The 20,238-nt window shown below is 67.5% G+C and carries 12 protein-coding genes; 7 read left to right on the top strand and 5 right to left on the bottom strand.

Going from position 1 to position 20,238, the window contains the following annotated elements; genetic code table 11:
• The 3 genes from ACXAID_RS19570 to ACXAID_RS19560 form a co-directional block, all read left to right on the top strand.
• The coding region (locus tag ACXAID_RS19570) for an acyl carrier protein (RefSeq protein WP_475023867.1) at positions 1-3,597 on the top strand (3,597 nt) is incomplete at its 5' end.
• Between the two features lie 48 nt (positions 3,598-3,645).
• Entirely contained in the window at positions 3,646-4,602 is a 957-nt protein-coding gene (locus ACXAID_RS19565; RefSeq protein ID WP_475023870.1) for a metal-dependent hydrolase, read from the top strand.
• Between the two features lie 61 nt (positions 4,603-4,663).
• Positions 4,664-5,338, top strand: coding sequence for a methyltransferase family protein (locus ACXAID_RS19560; RefSeq protein ID WP_475023866.1), 675 nt, complete (start codon positions 4,664-4,666; stop codon positions 5,336-5,338).
• Positions 5,339-5,372: 34 nt separating this feature from the next.
• Here the strand turns inward: ACXAID_RS19560 and ACXAID_RS19555 are convergent, their stop codons facing one another.
• Together ACXAID_RS19555 and pks2 are read right to left on the bottom strand one after the other, a co-directional pair.
• Entirely contained in the window at positions 5,373-5,597 is a 225-nt protein-coding gene (locus ACXAID_RS19555) for a hypothetical protein (protein ID WP_475023865.1), read from the bottom strand.
• A 362-nt stretch (positions 5,598-5,959) separates the two neighbouring features.
• Entirely contained in the window at positions 5,960-12,301 is a 6,342-nt protein-coding gene (gene pks2 / locus ACXAID_RS19550; RefSeq protein ID WP_475023864.1) for a sulfolipid-1 biosynthesis phthioceranic/hydroxyphthioceranic acid synthase, read from the bottom strand.
• 278 nt (positions 12,302-12,579) lie between these two features.
• Between pks2 and ACXAID_RS19545 the strand changes: the two genes are divergently transcribed.
• Positions 12,580-14,346 (top strand): AMP-binding protein, encoded by a 1,767-nt coding sequence (locus ACXAID_RS19545; RefSeq protein WP_475023863.1) that lies wholly within the window; start codon positions 12,580-12,582, stop codon positions 14,344-14,346.
• A gap of 114 nt (positions 14,347-14,460) precedes the next feature.
• Here ACXAID_RS19545 and ACXAID_RS19540 read toward each other — a convergent pair whose 3' ends face one another.
• Positions 14,461-15,984, bottom strand: coding sequence for a PGRS repeat-containing protein (locus ACXAID_RS19540; protein WP_475023862.1), 1,524 nt, complete (start codon positions 15,982-15,984; stop codon positions 14,461-14,463).
• A 255-nt stretch (positions 15,985-16,239) separates the two neighbouring features.
• Here ACXAID_RS19540 and ACXAID_RS19535 point away from each other — a divergent pair, with 255 nt between their 5' ends.
• The 3 genes from ACXAID_RS19535 (at position 16,240) to ACXAID_RS19525 (ending at position 18,139) form a co-directional block, all read left to right on the top strand.
• Positions 16,240-16,557 (top strand): hypothetical protein, encoded by a 318-nt coding sequence (locus tag ACXAID_RS19535; RefSeq protein WP_475023861.1) that lies wholly within the window; start codon positions 16,240-16,242, stop codon positions 16,555-16,557.
• 114 nt (positions 16,558-16,671) lie between these two features.
• Complete coding sequence (locus tag ACXAID_RS19530) at positions 16,672-17,235, top strand: Pr6Pr family membrane protein (protein ID WP_475023869.1); 564 nt, start codon at positions 16,672-16,674, stop codon at positions 17,233-17,235.
• A gap of 172 nt (positions 17,236-17,407) precedes the next feature.
• Entirely contained in the window at positions 17,408-18,139 is a 732-nt protein-coding gene (locus tag ACXAID_RS19525) for a L,D-transpeptidase (protein WP_475023868.1), read from the top strand.
• A 33-nt stretch (positions 18,140-18,172) separates the two neighbouring features.
• Here ACXAID_RS19525 and ACXAID_RS19520 read toward each other — a convergent pair whose 3' ends face one another.
• Positions 18,173-18,595, bottom strand: coding sequence for a lipoprotein LpqH (locus ACXAID_RS19520; RefSeq protein ID WP_475023860.1), 423 nt, complete (start codon positions 18,593-18,595; stop codon positions 18,173-18,175).
• A gap of 97 nt (positions 18,596-18,692) precedes the next feature.
• Positions 18,693-19,952, bottom strand: a complete 1,260-nt coding sequence (locus tag ACXAID_RS19515; RefSeq protein ID WP_475023859.1) for a cytochrome P450 — start codon at positions 19,950-19,952, stop codon at positions 18,693-18,695.
• Between the last annotated feature and the right edge of the window lie 286 nt (positions 19,953-20,238).

The raw sequence follows: 20,238 nt of genomic DNA, 5'->3' as shown, positions 1-20,238 counted from the left end.
GCCCTGGCCACCATCGACGGAGTCGCCCAAGCAGAGGTACTCGTCCGCGAGGACCGCCCCGGCGACAAACGCCTCGTCGGCTACGTCACCGGGACAGTCGCGGACCTGGCCGGTGCGCGCGCCGGACTGGCCGAGAAGTTGCCGTCCTACATGGTGCCTGCCGCACTGGTGGCACTGGACGCGCTCCCGTTGACGGTCAACGGAAAGCTCGACGTCCGGGCGCTGCCGGCCCCGGAATACCAGCACGTCGAGCAGTACCGCGCACCGGCCGACGCCGTCGAAGAGATCCTCGCCGACATCTACGCCCAGGTCCTGGGCTTCGACCGGGTCGGCGTCGACGATTCGTTCTTCGAACTCGGCGGCGACAGCATCCTGTCCATGCAGGTCGTCGCCCGCGCCCGGGCCGCCGGAGTGTTCTGCCGACCCCGCGACGTCTTCGTCGAACAGACCGTCTCCCGACTCGCCCAGGTCGCCACCGTCGCCGACGAGGACACCGCCGTCCTCGACGAGGGCACCGGCCCCGTGATCGCCACCCCCATCATCGAGTGGCTGCAGGGCGTCCAGGGCCCGGTGGATCAGTTCAATCAGACGGTGCTCGTGCAGGCGCCGGTGGGGGTGACCGAGGCCGACGTCGTCACCGTGCTCCAAGCCGTCCTCGACCGCCACGCCATGCTGCGCCTGCGCGTCGACGACAGCACCGGAACCTGGGCACTGCACGTCCCCGAACCCGGCACCGTCGACGCCCGAAACTGCCTACACACCATCGACACCCTCACCGACGACGCCGTCGCACACGCCCGCTCACAACTCAACCCGCGAACCGGAACCATGCTCAGCGCCCTGTGGGTCAAACCCACCAGCGAACTGGTCCTCATCGCCCACCACCTCGCCGTCGACGGAGTCTCCTGGCGCATCCTGCTCGAAGACCTCAACCTCGCCTGGACCCAACACCGCAACGGACAACCCGTCACACTGCCCACACCGGGGACCTCGTTCGCGCGATGGGCGACAATTCTGGCCGGGCAGGCCCACCACCCGCGGATCGTCGACTGCGCACAGCGCTGGCGCGAGATCACCGCGGCACCGGCCCCGCTACCGGCTGTGCGGCCCGCGGTGGACACCTATGCCGATGCCGGAAGCTTGACCGTCGAGTTGGATTCCGAAACCACCCGGATGCTGCTTCGCGAAGTGCCCGCGGCGTTCCACGCCGGGATCAACGACGTCCTGCTGATCGCATTCGGACTCGCACTGGCCGAATTCCTGAACATCGACGGCACCGGATCACCGATCGTCATCGACGCCGAAGGTCATGGCCGCCAGGAGGAACTCGCCGGTGAAGACCACACCGTCGACCTCTCCCGGACGGTCGGATGGTTCACCACGAAGTATCCGGTGGCCATGTCGTTCACCGGCCCGACGGGACACCTGGACTGGGCGCAGGTGCTCGCCGGCGACCCGGCTCTGGGCGCTGTCGTCAAGGACGCCAAAGAACAGCTGCGGACCGTGCCCGACGGCGCCACCTACGGGCTGCTGCGCTACCTCAACGACGATGTCGACCTCGACGGACCCGACCCCTCGATCGGATTCAACTACCTGGGACGAGTGGGGGCCGGCTCGGGCCAGGCGTCCGGAGACATCTGGGAGATGCGCCAGGACAGCTGGTCGGTGACCGGAACGGCGGCGGCCATCCCGATGCCGTTGATGCACACCGTGGAACTCAACGCCGGCACCGTGGACACCGCAGCCGGTCCACGGCTGCGGGCGGGATGGACGTGGGCGCGCTCGGTGCTGGACCACACCCAGGTCGGGCGGCTCAGCGAGTTGTGGTTCGACGCACTGGCCGGAATCTGCGCGCATGTCCGCGGCGGTGGGGGAGGCTTGACCCCGTCGGACATCCTGCCCGCTTCGCTGAGGCAGCATCAGATCGACGAGCTCTGCCGTACCACTGCGGTCGCCGACATCCTGCCCCTGACACCACTGCAACGTGGCCTGCTCTACCATGCCGACCTCGCCCACCGCACCGGTGACGACGTATATGCCGTGCAACTCGACGTCACCTTGAGCGGCAGGCTGGATCCGCACCGGCTGCGTGAGGCGGTGCACAGCGCAGTCCGCCGCCACCCGCACCTGGCGGCTCGGTTCCACCATCAGTTCGACCAACCGGTCCAGGTCATCCCGGCAGATCCGGAGGTGCCGTGGCAGTTCGTCGACCTCAGCGCCGAACAGCGCGCCGACGACACCATCGCGCAGCTGTGCCGCGCGGAACGGGCCGCGGTCTGCGACCTCGCTGAGCACAGCGCTGTCCGGGTGGCTCTGATCCGCACCGCACCGGACCGGCACCGGTTGGTCCTGACCAATCACCACATCGTCCTCGACGGGTGGTCGCTGCCGGTGTTGCTGCACGAGGTTTTCGCCGGCTACTACGGCCAGCGGCTGCCCGCGCCCGCGCCATATCGCACATTCCTGCGCTGGCTGGACGAGCGCGACCTACCTGCTGCCCGCGCTGCCTGGCGCGACGTACTGACCGGGGTCGACACCCCGACGTTGGTTGCGCCGCAGGCCCGCTCGGAGCCCGCACCGCGGCAGGTGACCTCGCTTCGGGTGTCCGCACCGGACACCCAGGCACTCGACGAGCTGGCCCGCTCGCACCACACCACGGTCAGCACAGTGCTGCAGGCCGCCTTCGCCCAGGTGCTGGGGTGGCTCACCGGGCAGCACGACGTCATGTTCGGCACCGTGGTGTCGGGCCGGTCGGCCGAGGTCGCCGACGTGGATTCGATGGTCGGGCTGCTGATCAACACCGTGCCCACCAGAGCGACGATCACCCCGGGAACCACCACCGCGGGGCTCCTCGCCCAACTGCGCGACCGCCGCAACCGCACGCTCGACCACGACCATTTGGCGCTCAACGAGATTCATCGCATCAGTGGTCAGCAGAGGTTGTTCGACACGGTCTTCGTCTACGAGAACTACCCGACGGATGCCGCCACCTTCTCGGGGCCCGACGGGCTGACCGTCACCGACCTTGCTGCCCGCGACTACTACCACTATCCGCTGACGATCCAGGCGGTACCCGGCGACGAGCTCGACCTGCGCATCCAATATCGCACCGATGTGTTCGACGACAGCAGCATCGCCGCCCTGGCGGAGCGGTTGCGCCAGGTACTGGCGGCCATGATCGCTGATCCGGCGCAGCCGTTGTCGTCGATCACGCTGTCCGCGCCGGTACACAACGGCGGGGCTGTGAACGGTCGGCCCGCACCTCCAAGTCCCGCCGCCGTGCGCAACGGGGAAAGCAGTGGGGGCAACGGTTTCGACGGCCCGACAGACTTGGTCGAACAGATCCTGACCGATATCTACGCACAGGTGCTCGACGTCGATTCGCCCGTCGGGGTGCGCGATTCGTTCTTCGACCTCGGCGGCGACTCGCTGTCTGCGATGCGGGCGGTCGCGGCGATCAACACCGCGTTGGACTGCCGGCTCGCGGTGTCCACGTTGTTCGACGCACCGACGGTCGTCGACTTGAGCCGGCACGTTCGCGGCCATGCCGTCTCGGCGGAAGGCGTTCCCGCCATGGGGCCTGCCGGTGATGCGTAGCGACACTGTGGCCCGGCCCGGCCCAGCCGAACGGGGGTCGCAGTCGTGGTGACCGATCTGCGGGTGCGCAAGATGCGTTTCGGTTTTCACGACGATGATGTGCCGTTTCTGTGGAACGAGTCGAACCCGGCGTTCTCCAGCGCAGCCAACGCATTGTCCTTCCTGGCGATCGGGTTCGAGAAGATGATCGGCGCCACCGTCTCTGAGGCCATGCCGCTGATCTCCGATCCCGCTGTCGTCGAGGAGGCCGAGGCGTTCTCGCGCCAGGAGAGCCAGCACCGGATGGCCCACCTTCAGCACGCCAAGGCACTGATCAGGGCCCACCCCCAGCTCAAGAAGACTCTCGACGAGGTCATCGCACTGTTCGACGACCTGACCGCAGCAACACCGGTGCAGTACCGGTTGGCCTACACCGCCGACGTGGAGGCGACGTTCACGCCTTCGTTCAAGCTGATGCTGGACAACGCCGACACCCTGTTCGCGCCTGGGGATGATCGGGTGGCGTCGCTGTTCCTGTGGCATTTCGTCGAAGAGATCGAGCACCGCAGCTCGGCGCTGATCATCTATGACGCGGTGGTCGACGACCCGTGGTACCGGATGCGGATGGCACCGTCGGTGTTCAGGCACGTCGGGACGGCACTGTTGACCGCCGCGGAGGGCTTCAACACCCATGTTCCACTGGAGCAACGCAAGGTCGATGCGATGTCGATGACCGGGGGCAGGGGAGCGATCGCGAATCTCGCCCAGAGGTTTCCGGTCCTCGCGAGGCTGCTGTCGGTGGACATTCCCGACTGCGGTCCGCTGCAGAAGGTCTATCCGAACGTCCGGCTCCGCGAGCGACTGGCCGCGGCCTACGGGGTTGTGCGCAGCCAGATTCCGGGACACGACCCCGCCCACCACAGGCTGCCGGCATTGGCCGCCGAGTGGTTCGCCCGCTATGACGCCGGCCACGACGTCACCAGGTGGTACAGCAGAACCACCGACAGCAGGCAGCCTCCCCGGTGATCGCGCTGCACCGCCGGCGCGGTAGCCGTCGACAAGTACTGCACGAACGGTAAGGAGGATCGTGAACGCCGTTCTCAAAGTGGTGGCATCGGGGCTTCGCCAGATCGTCGCCATCGGATTGCTGCTGTTTCTGCCTGCCGGAACCTTCGACTACTGGCAGGCGTGGGTCTTCCTGGGGGTGTTCGCCCTTTCGGCCTGGATTCCCAGCATCTACCTGCAGCTGACCAATCCCGCTGCGCTGCAGCGGCGGATGCGTGGTGGGCCGGTCGCAGAAGGTCGGACCGCCCAGAAGATCGTCATGGCCGGGTTGTACCTGTCACTGGCGGCGATGTGCGTGGTGAGCGGATTCGATCATCGATTCGGCTGGTCGTCGGTACCGGCGGCGCTCAGCGTCGTCGGCGATGTCGTGGTGGCGGCCGGACTGGGCGTGGTGGTGTTGGTCGCCGTCCAGAACAGCTATGCGTCGACCACTGTGCAGGTCGAGCAGGGGCAGCAAGTGGTCACCACCGGGTTGTATGGGTTGGTGCGGCACCCGATGTACACCGGCAACGTCCTGATGCTGGTCGGCACGCCCGTCGCGCTGGGCTCATTCTGGGCACTGGCCTTCGTCGTGCCCGGTCTGATCGTTCTCGCCGTCCGCATCCGCGACGAGGAAAAGCTGCTCCAGGAAGAACTCGACGGGTACCGGCAGTACACCGACACGGTTCGCTACCGCTTGGTGCCGTGCATGTGGTGACGCAGTCCGACCGACCCGGCCTGCCCGGTCGTCATCACTCGCGCCAGCTGTTTTCCCGGGATCTTCGGCATGAATCGCCGCCCTGGATACCCGCGATCGCCGACAGCACCTGGCGCCCCACCGAAGACTGATAGTCGCGCAGGTACTGCGCCCGCAGCGGATCATCCTCGGCCAGATGCTGGGTGAACGGGTGCTGGGTGCGCCACACGGCATCCTGTGCCGCCTCACCCACAGCAACCTCGAACTCGGTTTCGTTCATCGTTGAGCCTCTCCCCCTGAAACGCCTCGAGGGGAGGTTACCGGCAATTCGACGAGACGCAATTCGGAAGGCGCAATTCGCTGAATTGTCGTTGCTGTCATTTTTTATTGACGTCTTTGGCGAATGTTTTCCGTCATCTGGAATTCCGCAGTCGGAATGGAACGCGTATGACTCAGTGCTGTTCGCCTGGCCGGATGGAGGTCGCTGAGCACACCATCTCCGCGATTCGCGGCCAGTGCGGCGAGCTGAAGCGAAGTCGCAGCGGCGATCCTCGAATTCGCCGACGAAACCGATGAGGAAATTCGGCGCGAAACCCGAACCGTCCGAACAGCCAGTCGTCACCAAACTGCCCGTCAGGCAGTTCAGGCCGGCGCCAGCCTCACGCACAGCAACTCGGCGAGGCCGCGAATGGTACCGACCCCCAGGTCGTTGGGAGTAAGGCGAACTCCGGTTTCGGCCTCGATCCTGGTCCGCAGTTCGAGCGCGCCCAATGAGTCGACACCGTATTCCGCGAGTGGGCGATCGGGATCGATGGAACGGCGCAGGATCACACTGATCTGCTCTGAGATCAGTCGCCGCAACCGCGCCGGCCATTCCTCGCGCGGCAACCCGTCCAGCTCGGCACGCAGTTTGCTCGTGTCCGTTCGGCTTCCCCCGATGTGGCGGAAAGCCTCGGCGAAAGGACTGCGCTGGGCGAATGCACTCAGCCATGTGGTGCCGATGATCGGGGCATAGCCGGTGTGCGCGCGGTGGTGCCGCAACAGCGCTTCGAATGCGTAGGCGCCCTCGTCGGGCCGGATCGCAGCGCCGGCGTCGTCTGCCGACTCGCCGGCATCCCCGATCTGCGCCCAGGCTCCCCAGGCGATCGCGGTGGCGGGCAGGCCCTGGGCCCGGCGCCAGTGCGTGAAGGCATCCAGCCAGCTGTCGGCCGCAGCGGATGCGCCCTGCCCCGGCGAGCCGACCACGGCGGCAACCGAGGTGAACGAGCAGAACCAGTCCAGCGGCTGATCGCGGGTGGCGGCGTGCAGGTTCCACGCACCGCGCACCTTCGGCGCCCAGGTGCGTTCGAGGACATCGCTGGTGATTTCGGCGAGTACGGCGTCGTCGGCCACCGCCGCGGCGTGCAGCACACCGCGAAGCGGCAGACCGGTCGCGGTCGCCGCTGCCACCAGTTGCTGCGCGCTGCCGGGCTCGGCGATGTCAGCGCAGTGCACCACGACGTCACTGCCCATCGCCCGGATCATCTCGATCGTCTCGAGTGCCTTGAGCGTCGGCTGCGAACGTGAGGTGAGCACGATCCGGGCGCAGCCGGCCGCCGCCATCTTCTCGGCGAGGAACAGTCCCAGGGCCCCCAGCCCGCCGGTGACGAGGTAGGCGCCGTCGGGTCGGAACACCGGAACCTGCTCGGGGGGTACGACCACATCACCGCGGCCCACCCGCGGGATGTCGATGAGGAGTTTGCCGGTGTGTTTCGCCGCGCCCATGAGCCGAAGCGCGGTAGCAGCGTCCCCCAGCGGGTAATCGGCGTGTTTCGCCGGCGGCAGCTCGCCGTCTGCCACGAGCCGGAATACGGTCCGCAGCAACTCGCCCACCAGCTGGGGCCGGCTGGCCGACATCAGCGCGAGGTCGACGAAGGAGAACGTCAGGTTACGCCGGAACGGGTAGAGACCGAGCCGGGTGTTCCCGTAGACGTCGCGCTTGCCGACTTCGATGAAGCGCCCGCCGACGGCGAGCAATTCGAACCCCGCGCGTTGCGCTGCGCCGGTCAGCGAGTTGAGCACGATGTCGACACCGTATCCGTCGGTGTCGCGGCGGATCTGCTCGGCGAAATCCGTGCTGCGCGAGTCGTAGACGTATTTGATCCCCATGTCGCGCAGGACCTGCCGGCGCTCGTCACTGCCCGCGGTGGCGAAGATCTCGGCACCCGCGGCGCGGGCCACCGCGATCGCGGCCTGACCCAGCCCCCCGGTTGCGGAGTGGATCAGCACCCGGTCTGCGGCGGTGATCCCGGCCTGGTCGTGCAGGCTGTGCCAGGCGGTGGCGGTTGCCGTGGCCACGGCAGCCGCCTGATGATCGGTGAGCGCGGCCGGAAGGGGTGCGGCAAGGCGCGCATCGCAGAGCACGAAGGTGCCCCAGCATCCGTTCGGCGAGAAGCCACCGACACGATCGCCGACTCGGTGGTCGCTGACATCGGGACCGACCGCCGAGACCACCCCGGCGAAGTCCATACCGAGTTCGGGCAGATCGCCGTCGGTTCCGGGGAACAGGCCCATCGCGATCAGCACGTCGGCGAAGTTGATGCTCGATACCGTGACCGCGACCTCGATCTGCCCCGGGCCCGGCCGGCTCCTCCGGCAGGAGACCGTCTCCAACGATTCCAGGTCTCCGGGAGTCCGGATCCGCAGGCGCACACCGTCACGCTCGTGGTCGACCGTCGCCGTCATCCGGTCCTGTGGGCGAAGCGGATTCGGGTACAGGCGGGCGGTGAAGCAAGCGTCCTCCCGCCAGGCGGTCTCGTCCTCCTCGGAACCGCTGAGCAGCTGCCCGGCCACCAGCCCGACGTCTGTGACGTCGTCGATGTCGATCTGGGTCGCGCTCAGGTGCGGATGCTCGGCACCGATCACCCGCACCAGGCCTCGCAACCCACCCTGGTCCAGATTGGTGACGTCGCCGGGCAACACCCGCTGGGCGGAGCGGGTGAGCACGAACAGGTGCGGCAGCTGTCCGGCAACTCTGACCACTTCGTCGGCGATGCGCTGCACGCTCTGCACACTGCGACTGTCCGGTGCCGGGGACTGATCCGCCGCTGCGGTTCTGGCTCCCATCACGATGACCACACCGTCGAACCCTCCGGACCGCAGGTGCTCGCCCAGCCGGCCGGCCGATGCGGAGTACTCGCCCTGTCGCGGCCAGGACAGCGTGGTGCACTGGGCCCCTTGCCCGGTGAGGGCATCCGACAGCGTGGAGGCCGTCGCGTCCACCGGGTCGGCAGCGTCGATCAGCAGCACGTTCTGGATTCCGGACAACGCGGTGTCAGGCAGCTGGCACTGTTGCCACTCGACGGTCAGCAACCGCTCGTTCAACAACTGGTCGCTGCGCTCATGCTCCGACAGACCGGCGCTGCACACCAACCCCTCGACACTGAGCAGCACGACGCCCTGGGCGTCGAGCACATCGAGGTCGGCCTCGATTGCCGAGGAGTCCACCCTGGTCACCCGCGTGTAGGTGTACTGGGCACCGCGCAGGGAGCCGTACCGGCGAAGCCGCCCGATCTCCCGCGGCAGCCTGGCCACGCCGTCCTCCGAGGCCTGCACACGTGGGCTGGCAGCCACGGACTGGAAGCACGCGTCCAGTAGCGCCGGGTGCACCTCGTAAGCCCCCTGCTCGGAACGGAGTCTGCCGGTCAGCGCGACCTCGGCCAGCACAGAGCCGCCGTTGTCGGCGCTGACGTGGAGGGCCCCCAGGCCGGCGAAGGCCGGACCGTGGTGCACGCCTCGCTGCTCGAGAACCTTGCGCACCTCCGAGCCGTGCGCACCATCCGGATGCGCGGCGAGCAGTGCGGGCATGTCGTAGACGATCGGTTCGGCATCGTCGGTGTGGTGCAGTGTCGCGCTGGCCTGGCGTGCCCGGTCGCCGGATTGATTCGATTCGACCACGAACTCCGCGACTCCCGCCGACCACTGCGAAGCCGAGGCGCCGATCGTCGTCTGGCCGGCCAGCGGCAGTGCCTGCTCGAACCGCAGGTCGCGAACCTCGGCTGCATCGCCGAGCACCACCTGCGCCGCCGCCAGCGCCATCTCGCAGTAGGCCGCCCCCGGCAGCACTGCCACGTCGTGAATCCGGTGCTCGGCAAGCCAGGGGTGCGCGCCGGTACCGACCTCGGCCTCCCAGACGTGGCGTTCCGGCTCTTCCTGCAGGCGAACATGGGGGCCCAGCAACGGATGAACCGAGACGGTGGACCCGGCGTGCGCGGGCGAACCGTCACACTCCAACCACAGCTGTGGGTGAGTCCAGGTCGGTAGCGGTGCGTCCACGAGTCGCCCATCAGGATGGGACACCGCGAAATCGACTGCGGCCCCGGCGCCGTGCAGCTCGCCGAGAAAACCGGTCAAACCACCCGTCGGCTGCCGGTCGTGACCCGCGACGGCCAGCGTGCACACCGGCACGTCGAGGTTCTTCGCGGTCCGCTCGACGGCATCGGACACCGACATCTCCGGGGTCATCTCGGCGAAGACCCGGTATCCGTCTTCGATGGCGGCGCGGACCGCCGCGGCGAATCGCACGGTACGACGGAGGTTCTGGCCCCAGTACCGGCCGTCGCACACCGGCTGCTCGCGCGGGTCGAACCCGGTCGCCGAGTAGAAGGGGAGCGTCGGGGTCAGCGGGGCGATCTCGCCGAGGGCGTCGGCGAAGTCATCGAGGATGGGGTCGACCTGGGGCGAGTTCGCGGCCACCGCGACCGCGATCTCACCGGCCACGATGTCGCGTTCATTCCACGCGGCGACCAACTCGCGGACCGTGTCGGCAGCGCCGGAGACCACGGTGAATTCCGGCGCAGCCACCACCGCGATCACCACGTCCTTGACGTCGCGCATCGTCAACTCCGAAAGCACCTTCTTGGCTGGTAGTTCCACCGAGGCCATGGCACCGGACCCGGTGAGCCCCGACATCAACCGGGACCGGTGGCATATCACGCGAACACCGTCGTGCAACGACAACGCCCCGGCGACCACCGCGGCTGCGACTTCACCTTCCGAGTGACCGATCACGGCGCCGCGGCGCACTCCGTGGGCGTCCATCGCTGCCGCCAGCGCGACCTGCACGGCGAACGACGTCGGCTGTGCCCGGTCGATGCCGCCGGCCGGCACCGGCGCCTGCAGCTCCTCGGTGACGGAGAACCCCGCCTCGGCGAAGACCAGGGGTTCGATCTGGGCGACGGTGGCAGCGAAAACAGGTTCACGGGCCAGTAGTTCAGCGCCGACCCCGGCCCACTGGGAATCCTGGCCGGAAAAGACCCACACCGGCCCCCGCTCGTCGTCACCGACGGCGGCGGGATATCCGCGACCGTCGTCGACCACGGCACGCAGCGCTTCGGCGAGTGCCGGCCGGTCGGCCGCCGCCACCATGGTGCGCACCGGCCGGTGCGCACGTCGTCGCGCCAGGGTGTAAGCCAAGTCCCGCAGTGCCACATCGGGATGGGCGTCGACCCATCGAGCCAGCCGGCCGGCCGTACGGCGTAATTCCTCGCTGGACGTGGCCGACACCGGAAACACCAGTGGAGTTCGGGCCGACCCGGCCTCGGTGAGCGCTGGACCGCCGTTCTGCTCCGATGGTGGCGCAGGTTGCTCCGGCGCCTGCTCCAGGATCGCGTGCACGTTGGTCCCAGACGCCCCGTACGCGGAGACCGCTGCCCGGCGGGGATGCTCACCGGCGGTCGGCCACTGCGTGTTCTCCTGTGGCACGAACAGTTTCGTGACACGACGGCCGGCCTCGTCGGCTAGCCGGTCGAAGTGAAGGTTGCGGGGGACGGTGCCATCGCGCAGCGCGAGGACAGCTTTGACGAACCCCAGCACACCGGCGGCCGATTCGGTGTGGCCGAAGTTGGTTTTCAGCGACGCCACAGCGCATTGGCCGTCAGTTCCGTAGATCTCGCTCAAACTGGTGTACTCGGCGGAGTCACCCAGCGGGCTCCCCGAACCATGGGTCTCGACCATCCCGACGCTGGCCGCATCCACACCCGCAGCCTGCAGCGCTGCCCGGTACACCGCGGCCAGTGCCGGCGCCGAGGGTGTGGAGATGCTCGCCGTGTGGCCGTGTTGGTTCGCCGAGGTTCCCCGCACCACTCCCAGGATGCGATCTCCGTCGGCGAGGGCATCGGGGAGCCGCTTGAGCAACACTGCCGCGCAACCCTCACCGCTGACGTATCCGTCGGCGGCAACGTCGAACGCGTGACAGCGCCCAGTAGGGGAGAGCTGGCCCGCCGCGGATGCCGCGACGTACTTGCGCGGATCCAGCATCACATGAGCGCCGCCGGCCACCGCGAGGTCGCTCTCCCCGTCGGCGAGGCTGCGGCACGCCAAGTGCACCGTGAGCAGACCGGACGATCCGGCGGTATCCAGACTCAGTGCAGGACCATGCGATCCAAGGCTGTAGGCGATCCGCCCGGAGGCCATGGCGAAGGCGTTCCCCGCAAATCCGTAGGGTCCCTCCATCGCTTCGGAGTCCGCATTGACCGATTCATAGTCGTGCTGGGTCAGACCCGTGAACACGCCGGTCCGCGAATCGGCCAGCGCCGCCGGATTCAGCCCGGCGTGCTCGATGGCTTCCCACGAGGTCTCCAGCAACAGACGGTGTTGCGGATCCAGCGCTGCCGCCTCGCGCTCGTCGAGACCGAAGAACTCGTAGTCGAAGCCGGCGATGTCATCGAGGAAGGCACCCCATTTCGACACCGAACGGCCCGCCACGCCGGGCTCCGGGTCGTAGTACTCGTCGCGATCCCAGCGCTGCGGAGGAACCTCGGTGACCGTGTCCTCGCCCCGCAGCAACGCCTCCCACAACGACTCCGGGGAGTCGATGCCGCCCGGCAGTCGGCACGCCATGCCGATGACAGCGATGGGAATGGTTGCCTTGACGGTCGTCGCCGGCGACGAATTCGCCGTACCTGTGCGGTTTGCCGGACCACCGAAAGCACCCAATGAAGCCATTCCGTCTCCTCACAGCAGCGACTGTGCTAACCGCTGCTCGACTTGCGCTCTGGCTCCCCCGACCCAGGGCAGAGCCTCAATTGACGCAGACGCAGGCATCCGCGGTCAAGTACTTGCTGAGCGCCTGCTCGGCAACCAGCGGCCGCGGTCAAGTACTTGCTGAGCGCCTGCTCGGCAACCAGCGGCCGGGTACGGCCTGACCCCGCCAAAGCCGTCCGCTGCTGCCCAACTTCTGTTTTCGAGCATGTGGCGGCTACAGCTGCGGTAATTTGCTTCGCGTGACAGAGGTCGTTGAAACATCCCTTCCGGCGCTGCTGCGCGAGCGCGCCAGCCTGCAGCCGGACGACACAGCCTTCACGTTTGTGGACTACGAGCAGGACCCCGCCGGCGTTGCCAAATCTCTCACCTGGCCGCAGTTGTACCGTCAGGTGCTCAACGTCGCCCGCGAGCTGAGACTTTGTGCATCACCCGGCGATCGGGCCGTGATCTCGGCGCCACAGGGACTGGACTACATCGTCGGTTTCCTGGGCGCCCTGGAGGCCGGCCTGATCGCCGTACCGCTGTCCGTTCCTTTCGGCGGGGTGGCCGATGAGCGTGTCGATTCGGTCCTGCGGGATTCCTCGCCTGCTGCTGTTCTCACCACGTCTTCGGTGGCCGGTGACGTCGCCAGTCGCGTCACCGCGCAGCCGGGCCCGTCCGTCGCATCGGTGATCGAGGTCGACAGGCTGGAGCTGAACTCCCCGGTGCGGTCCGGTTCTGGCAACGAACACTCCGATGACTACCAGAGCACCGCGTATCTGCAGTACACCTCCGGATCAACCCGCCATCCGGCCGGGGTGATGATCTCGTATCAGAATCTGCTGACCAACATTCAGCAGATCACCTCCGACTACGCGGTGGATCACGGAGGGATCGCCCCGCCCGACATGACCGTGGTGTCCTGGCTGCCCTTCTATCACGACCTGGGTTTGCTCCTGGGCATCTGCACTCCGGTGTACGGGGGACACCCCACGGTGGTCACCAGCCCATTGTCGTTCCTGGAGCGGCCGGCTCGCTGGATGCAAATGATAGCCAGCAACACTCAGTCATTCACCGCGGCACCAAATTTCGCATTCGAGGTGGCGGCGCGCAAGACCACTGACGCCGATATGGCCGGATACGACCTCGGCGACGTCTTCATCATCCAGAGCGGTGCCGAAAGGGTGAATCCCGCGACCCTGAAACGATTCACCGATCGATTCGCACGGTTCAACCTCGACGAGAGGGTGATACAGCCCTCCTACGGTCTCGCCGAAGCGACGCTGTACGTGGCGACCTGCCGGCCGGGCCTACCTCCGGAACTGGTTCACTTCGATTCGGAGAGCCTGGCCGCCGGGGTGCCCAGGCGTTGCACCAACGGCGGCGGCACTCCGCTGGTCGCCTATGACACCCCGCTGTCACCGCGAACGCCGATGGTGCGCATCGTCGATCCGGACAATTGCACCGAGCGCCCGGACGGAACGACCGGGGAGATCTGGGTTCACGGTGACAACGTCGGGATGGGCTACTGGCAACAACCCGACGAGAGTGAACGGGTGTTCCGCGCGACGCTGGTCGAGCCGTCGGCCGGCACGCCGGCAGGGCCCTGGCTGCGGACCGGGGATCTGGGCTTCATCTCCGAGGGACAACTGTTCATCGTGGGCCGCATCAAGGATCTCTTGATCGTCTACGGACGCAACCACGCTCCCGACGACATCGAGGCGACGATCTCGGAGATCACGGCCGGGCGAGTCGCAGCGATCGCCGTCCCGGACGACGGCGTCGAGCAGTTGGTTGCCGTGATCGAGTTCAAGAAGCGCCGGGACGCCGAAGGTGAGGCCGACGACCAGTTCGCCGCCGTCAAACGGGAAGTCACCTCGGCGATCTCGCAGTCGCACGGCCTCGGGGTCGCGGATCTGGTTCTCGTTGCCCCTGGTTCGATTCCGATCACCACCAGCGGCAAGGTCAGGCGGCAGGCCTGCATCGAGCAGTATCGCGGCAACCAGTTCGCCCGTTTGGACGCCTAGCGCGAAACACCCGGCGCGAACAAGCTTTCGCGAGGGTTCGTCGCCCGACCGTGACACGATTCTGAACATGCCAGGGCGGTGTGGCCGGCTGACCCCCGGCGATCATTCGCCGGCTCACAACGTGAAGATGGTTTCGAGCAGATAGATCAGGAGGTTGAGGGAGATCGGAACGTCTCCGACGCTGCCGGTGGAGCCGTCGTAGCCGTTGAGGAGACCTTGGGGGGATCCGCCCTCTCCGCCGGCCCCGGGAGTTCTCGCATCGTTGTCATACGCATTGGCGTTGCCGCCGTCGCCGCCGTTGCCGCCGGCCGCCAAGAAACCCGAGGCGTCGCCGCCGGCGCCGCCGGCCCCGCCTTGAGCCGCTCCGACGAGGTCCGATGCCTCGCCCAACAGCGAGTACGCATCACCGCCGTTGCCGCCGGCCCCGCCGGAGGAGGTTCCGTCGCCGCCGGCGCCACCCGCGCCGCCGATGGCGAAATTGGAATCGTCGGTGGTACCGAAGAGAAACGCGGCGATGTTCGAGACAGCGGCCAGCGGGGCGTACTCGATGTTGACCGCGATCCCGCCGTCGCCGCCGTTCCCGCCTCCGCCGTCGATCCCGGTACCGCCCGCACCGCCGGCGCCGCCGACGATGATCCCGGAAACATATTCCGGGAGAAGAAGAGCGTAGAGGGGGTTGAGGTGACCGACTCCGACGCTGAGCACCTGGCCGCCGTCACCGCCGTCACCACCCGCGGCACCGTCTCCGCCACGCCCGCCGGCCCCGCCGTCACCGGCGACGAATCCACCGTCGCCTCCGACACCGCCGTTGCCGCCGTTCCCACGACCCCCGAGCAGTCCGGTACCGCCGATACCGCCGGTACCTCCGACCCCGCCGTTTCCGATCAAGAACGCCGAACCGCCGTTCCCGCCGTCGCCGCCGACCTGGGCGGTGCCGAGCAAGGTTGTGCCGCCTGACGCCCCGGCACCGCCGGCCCCACCGTTCCCGATGATCCCGCTGGCGCCCCCGTTGCCGCCGTCCTCGCCGGAGCCGTCCGGCGGGGAGTAGCCGTCGCCGCCGTTTCCGACGAGCCATCCACCGGGGTATCCGTCGGGGTGGTCGACGGTCCCGTCAGCGCCGTCGCCGATGACGGGACGCCCCCGCCACTCGTTGGTCACCCACGCGGTGAGAACTTCCTCGACACTCAGATTGATCGGGACATCGAGCACGCCGATGGGCGCGACGGCGGCCTGGAATTGGGCGGCCATCCCGAGCGCCACGTCCAGGAAGACGGCCGCGAAATTGAACTCGTCGATGATGGAATACGCGATGACCCCGGGCGGCTCGGCGTCGGGCGCGTCCGGCGCCGCCGGGGCGGCAAGGTTCCGGGACACGGTTGAGACCGCGGAGGTGCCGGCGGCCGACTCGACGGCGACGTCCCCGGTCTCCGAGGAGTCCGTGGAATCCGTGGAATCCGTACCAGTTGCGTCGATCTCACCGCCGGAGTCGGACGCCCCCGTGTCGTCGGACACCTCATCGTCAGCAGTCGACTCGTCCCCGTCGACCAACTCATCGTCAGCCGTCGGCTCGTCTTCGTCGACCAACTCATCGTCGTCAGCCAACTCATCGTCGTAAGCCAACTCATCGTCGTCAGCCAACTCATCGTCACCGGTCGAGTCATCGTCACCGGTCGAGTCATCGTCACCGGTCGAGTCATCGTCACCGGTCGACGCTGTGTCGTCGCTCGACCCTGCCGAGTAGGCGTTGGCGGCGCCTCGCTGCTTCGAGGGCGTCCGGTCTGAGTCGGTGGAGCTGCCGCCTGAAGTCGCGGGACCGGAATCGCGGTCTGATGACGAGCCGCCTGCCGACGCCGAGTCTCCCGAAGACGCCGAGTCCCCGGTCGAGGCGTCGGCATGAGCGACCCCGGTACCACCGGCCACCGAAGCGCACACACCGAAGGCGACGGCGCCAGCTCCCAGCCAGATGGCGACTTCACTGGAACGTTGCTGCTCGCGGTGGCGGCCCGCGCTGTGCTGCGCGTTCGCCTTCCCCCGGATCTTTGCACGGTGCTTAGCAGCCATGATCAATTTGCACCCTACCGACGAAAGGGGTGCTTCAAGCAGCATTTTCCACTATTTACCGAGTCCATTTTCTTTGCCGGATTTCATCGTCGGCGATCGATCGACGTGCCTGGTCAGCCGCGACTTCCGGTCGTGAAACGACCCGGATGATCTCGCCCCGACGACGAGCACAGGCGCGGCGCCCGAACAGCGCATATTCTCGCGGTGGTGAACCCGCCCCTCAGGTCCGGAGGTACCGTCGCGGCGCGCACCGTGCTACGCCTGATGATCGTCATTGCCGTGGTGACAGCGGTCATCGTGGTGGCGACGACCTCGCGGTGGGGTCTGTGGTGGCGGTTGATCACGTTCACCTATCAGGCCAACCTGCTGGCGGCGGCCTACTACCTGTGGACCATGATCTCGCCCAAGGCCGACTCGAGGGTGGGGCTGCGCGGGGCCGTGGTGCTCTACGTCGTGATGGCCGGCTTGATCTGGAATCTGTTCCTGACCGGCCACAGCATGGGGTACACCGTGGCCAACTTCCTGCTGCACGTCGTGGTGCCGGTGTTGGCGCTCACAGACTGGCTACTCGGGCGCGGACCGGCCCGGGTGACCTGGTGGCAGCCGCTGGCCTGGCTCATTTACCCGGCGGCCTACCTCATGCTGGCATTGCTGGTGCTCAACACCGCGGGCAGGCGGGCGCCCTACTACTTCCTCGACCCCGCCACCGTCGGCCCGGCAACCGTGGCGCTCAACGTGGGCGTGCTGGCCGCGGGCGTGCTGGCGCTGGGCTACGGATTGATGGCGCTGCACCGGACGGCCGACCCGACCCGTCCCGACGTCCTGTGAAACGTTGCGGCGAGGCTTACCGATGAACGGTCACACGCCCTTTTACGATTAGCTGCCTGATCGGCATTCGCGGCAGCCCACGAGCACGAACAACTAGGATGGCAACGTGACGAGCACCCGCCCACGGTCAACCCGTCAACGCCGCGGCCTCAGGTCGCAGGCACTGGCTGCGATCGGTTCTGTGCTGGCGCTCTGTGCCCTGTCGGCGGTCGGACCCGTCGCGACCGCAGCCGCCGGGAAATCCTTCCCGGCACCTGTCGCGGGTGTGTCACCGTCGGCCGGGCAAACCGTTGGCGTCGCCCATCCGGTAACGGTCACCTTCACCGAGCCGGTCACCGACCGCAGCGGAGCCGAGTCCTCGATAGCGGTGCGCGCGGCGGGGATGCCCGCCATGCCGGGGTCGTTCACCTGGCTCGACGACAATGTCGTGGAGTTCACGGCCACAGAATTCCTCCCCGCACACTCACCGGTCTCGGTCTCCGTCGGCGGATTCACGACCACATTTCGCACCGGGGCTTCGGTGGTGAGTGTGGCCGACATCAATGACCACACCTTCACGGTCAGCATCGACGGCGTGGTCGCCCGCCAGATGCCTGCTTCGATGGGGAAGCCCAAGTTCCCCACGCCGGTGGGCAGCTTCACCGCGCTGGCGAAGGAACGCTATGTCACGTTCGATTCGCGGACCATCGGCATTCCGCTCAACGACCCCGAGGGCTATCTGATCGACGGGGAGTACGCCGTCCGGGTCACGTGGGGCGGCGTCTACGTCCACTCGGCTCCCTGGTCGGTGGGTTCGCAGGGCTACGCGAATGTCAGCCACGGGTGTATCAACCTCAGCCCGGACAACGCCGCCTGGTACTTCGACACGGTGGGGGTCGGGGACCCGATCATCGTTCAGGCCTGACAGATCATGATTCAGGCTTGAGGCCCTGCCTGTTCAGCATTGCGCGGCGATGCGGAACCTCGCCGTCACCGCCGCGCTGGGGTCGTCGGAGAAGTTGCCGTCGGCACTGCCGGTGATCGTGAAGCTGCCCCCGTCTGCGTCCACCTCGGCCTCGCCGATGTGATCGGCCCAGAACGTGCCGGAGAATCCGCCGACGTCACGGAACTGCACGGTCTGCACCGTCACGTCAGGACCGGTGTGCAGCACCGCGGTGAAACCCTCCGAAGACTCGGGCGTCTCGATGTACCAGGCCCAGCCGGACTGATTGCACCGCACGGCCTCGACACCGTCGACGTCGCGACCGTCGATGGACAGTGTGGCGGTCGTGCCGCCGAGGGCGGGTTCGGGTGTCGCGCACCCCGCTACGGCGAGCACCGCGAGGGCACCCAGGGCGGCCGCCGCATGTCGGGTCTGCATGAGGTCTGACTCTATGCCCTGGGGCGTCGCAGGCCGGCCCGATTCCCGCGCAAACCCGCAGGCGAACACCGGTGTCGGCAGGAGCCGACCGGCCGGGTCACCGATGTGCGACGGGGCAGGCGCCCTGCCCCGAGTAGTCCACCTGCCAATGTTTGATGCCGTTGAGCCAGCCCGAGCGCAGCCGGTCGGGAGGGGCGATCGACGCCAGATCGGGCATGTGGTCGGCGATGGCGTTGAACATCAGCTCGATCGTCATCCGGGCCAGATTCGCCCCGATGCAGTAGTGCGCGCCGGTGCCGCCGAACCCGACATGCGGGTTGGGGTCACGCAGGATGTCGAACGAGAACGGATCCTCGAAGACCTCTTCGTCGAAGTTGGCGGACCGGTAGGACATCACGACCCGCTGTCCCTTCCTGATCTGCGTGCCCGACAGTTCGTAGTCCTGCAGCGCGGTGCGCTGGAAGGAGGTCACCGGGGTGGCCCAGCGCACGATCTCGTCGACGGCGGTGGCCGGCCGGTCGCGCTTGAACAGTTCCCACTGATCGGGGTGTTCGGTGAACGCGACCATGCCGTGGGTGATCGAGTTTCGGGTGGTCTCGTTGCCCGCCACGGCGAGCAGCACCACGAAGAACCCGAACTCGTCGTCGGACAACTTGTGTCCGTCGACGTCGGCCTCGACAAGCTTGGTGACGATGTCCTCGCCGGGCTGCTCGGCCCGCAGCGCCGCCAGCTGCATCGCGTACATGATCAGCTCGGCCGCCGCATTGCGGTTGTCGTGGTGCGCGAATTCGGGGTCGTCGTCGCTGACCATCTGGTTGGACCAGTCGAAGAGCTTCTTGCGGTCCTCCAGCGGTACCCCCAGCAGACCGGCGATCGCCTGCAGCGGCAGTTCGCAGGACACCTGCTCGACGAAGTCACCCGCCCCTTCGGCCGCTGCGGCCTTCGCGATCTGTTGGGCGCGCTGGTCGAGATCGGCGCGCAGCCGTTCGACGGCGCGCGGGGTGAACCCGCGGGAGATGATCTTGCGCAGGTGGGTGTGGTGCGGAGCATCCATGTTCAGCAACACGAACCTGCCCGTCTCACGTTGCTCCTGGGTGGAGCCGGCAGGGTAGCGGGGCAATGCGGTGTTCTCCAGGCTGGAGAACACGTCGCTGCGCTTGGAGATCTCCTTGACGTCCCGGTGTTTGGTCACGACCCAGTAGCCGCCGTCGTCGAATCCGCCGTGCCCGTCCGGCTGTTCGTTCCACCACACCGGAGCGCTGTGCCGCAGTTGGGCCAGCTCCTCGACCGGCAACCGCTCCCGGTTGAGGTCGGGATCGGTGAAGTCGAATCCGGGAGGAAGGGTGGGAGTCGCCATACCTGAGCTCCTAGCCGTCGACAGGGGCCGTCACCGCATTGCTACACCACCGGGGTGGGTGTCCGAGCCGAGTTGGCCGAACTGCGTGCAATCCGGCGTCGCCGGGTGTAACGAATTGCCGTGCGCAACGGAATGACCTGGTGAGATCCTCAGACAAGCTCGCAGAACCCAAGGGGGCACCGGTGAAGTTCGATTTCGTCGCCAAATCGGTTTCCGTGGCCGGAGCTGCCGCGATCGCGGCGCTGGTCGCAGCCGCACCGTCGGCCTCGGCCGACCCGGCGCCCGC

The sequence above is a fragment of the Mycobacterium sp. ABE4_509 genome (genome assembly GCF_056160785.1).
This window is presented reverse-complemented; position numbering and strand designations above follow the sequence as displayed.

What these genes read in the sequence shown, in the direction of transcription:
- ACXAID_RS19535 (WP_475023861.1), top strand. Translation starts at nt 16,240, where the DNA reads ATGAGCGACCCCGGTACCACCGGCCACCGAAGCGCACACACCGAAGGC.
- ACXAID_RS19515 (WP_475023859.1), bottom strand. Translation starts at nt 19,952, where the DNA reads ATGGCGACTCCCACCCTTCCTCCCGGATTCGACTTCACCGATCCCGAC.
- ACXAID_RS19530 (WP_475023869.1), top strand. Translation starts at nt 16,672, where the DNA reads ATGATCGTCATTGCCGTGGTGACAGCGGTCATCGTGGTGGCGACGACC.
- pks2 (WP_475023864.1), bottom strand. Translation starts at nt 12,301, where the DNA reads ATGGCTTCATTGGGTGCTTTCGGTGGTCCGGCAAACCGCACAGGTACG.
- ACXAID_RS19555 (WP_475023865.1), bottom strand. Translation starts at nt 5,597, where the DNA reads ATGAACGAAACCGAGTTCGAGGTTGCTGTGGGTGAGGCGGCACAGGAT.
- ACXAID_RS19520 (WP_475023860.1), bottom strand. Translation starts at nt 18,595, where the DNA reads ATGCAGACCCGACATGCGGCGGCCGCCCTGGGTGCCCTCGCGGTGCTC.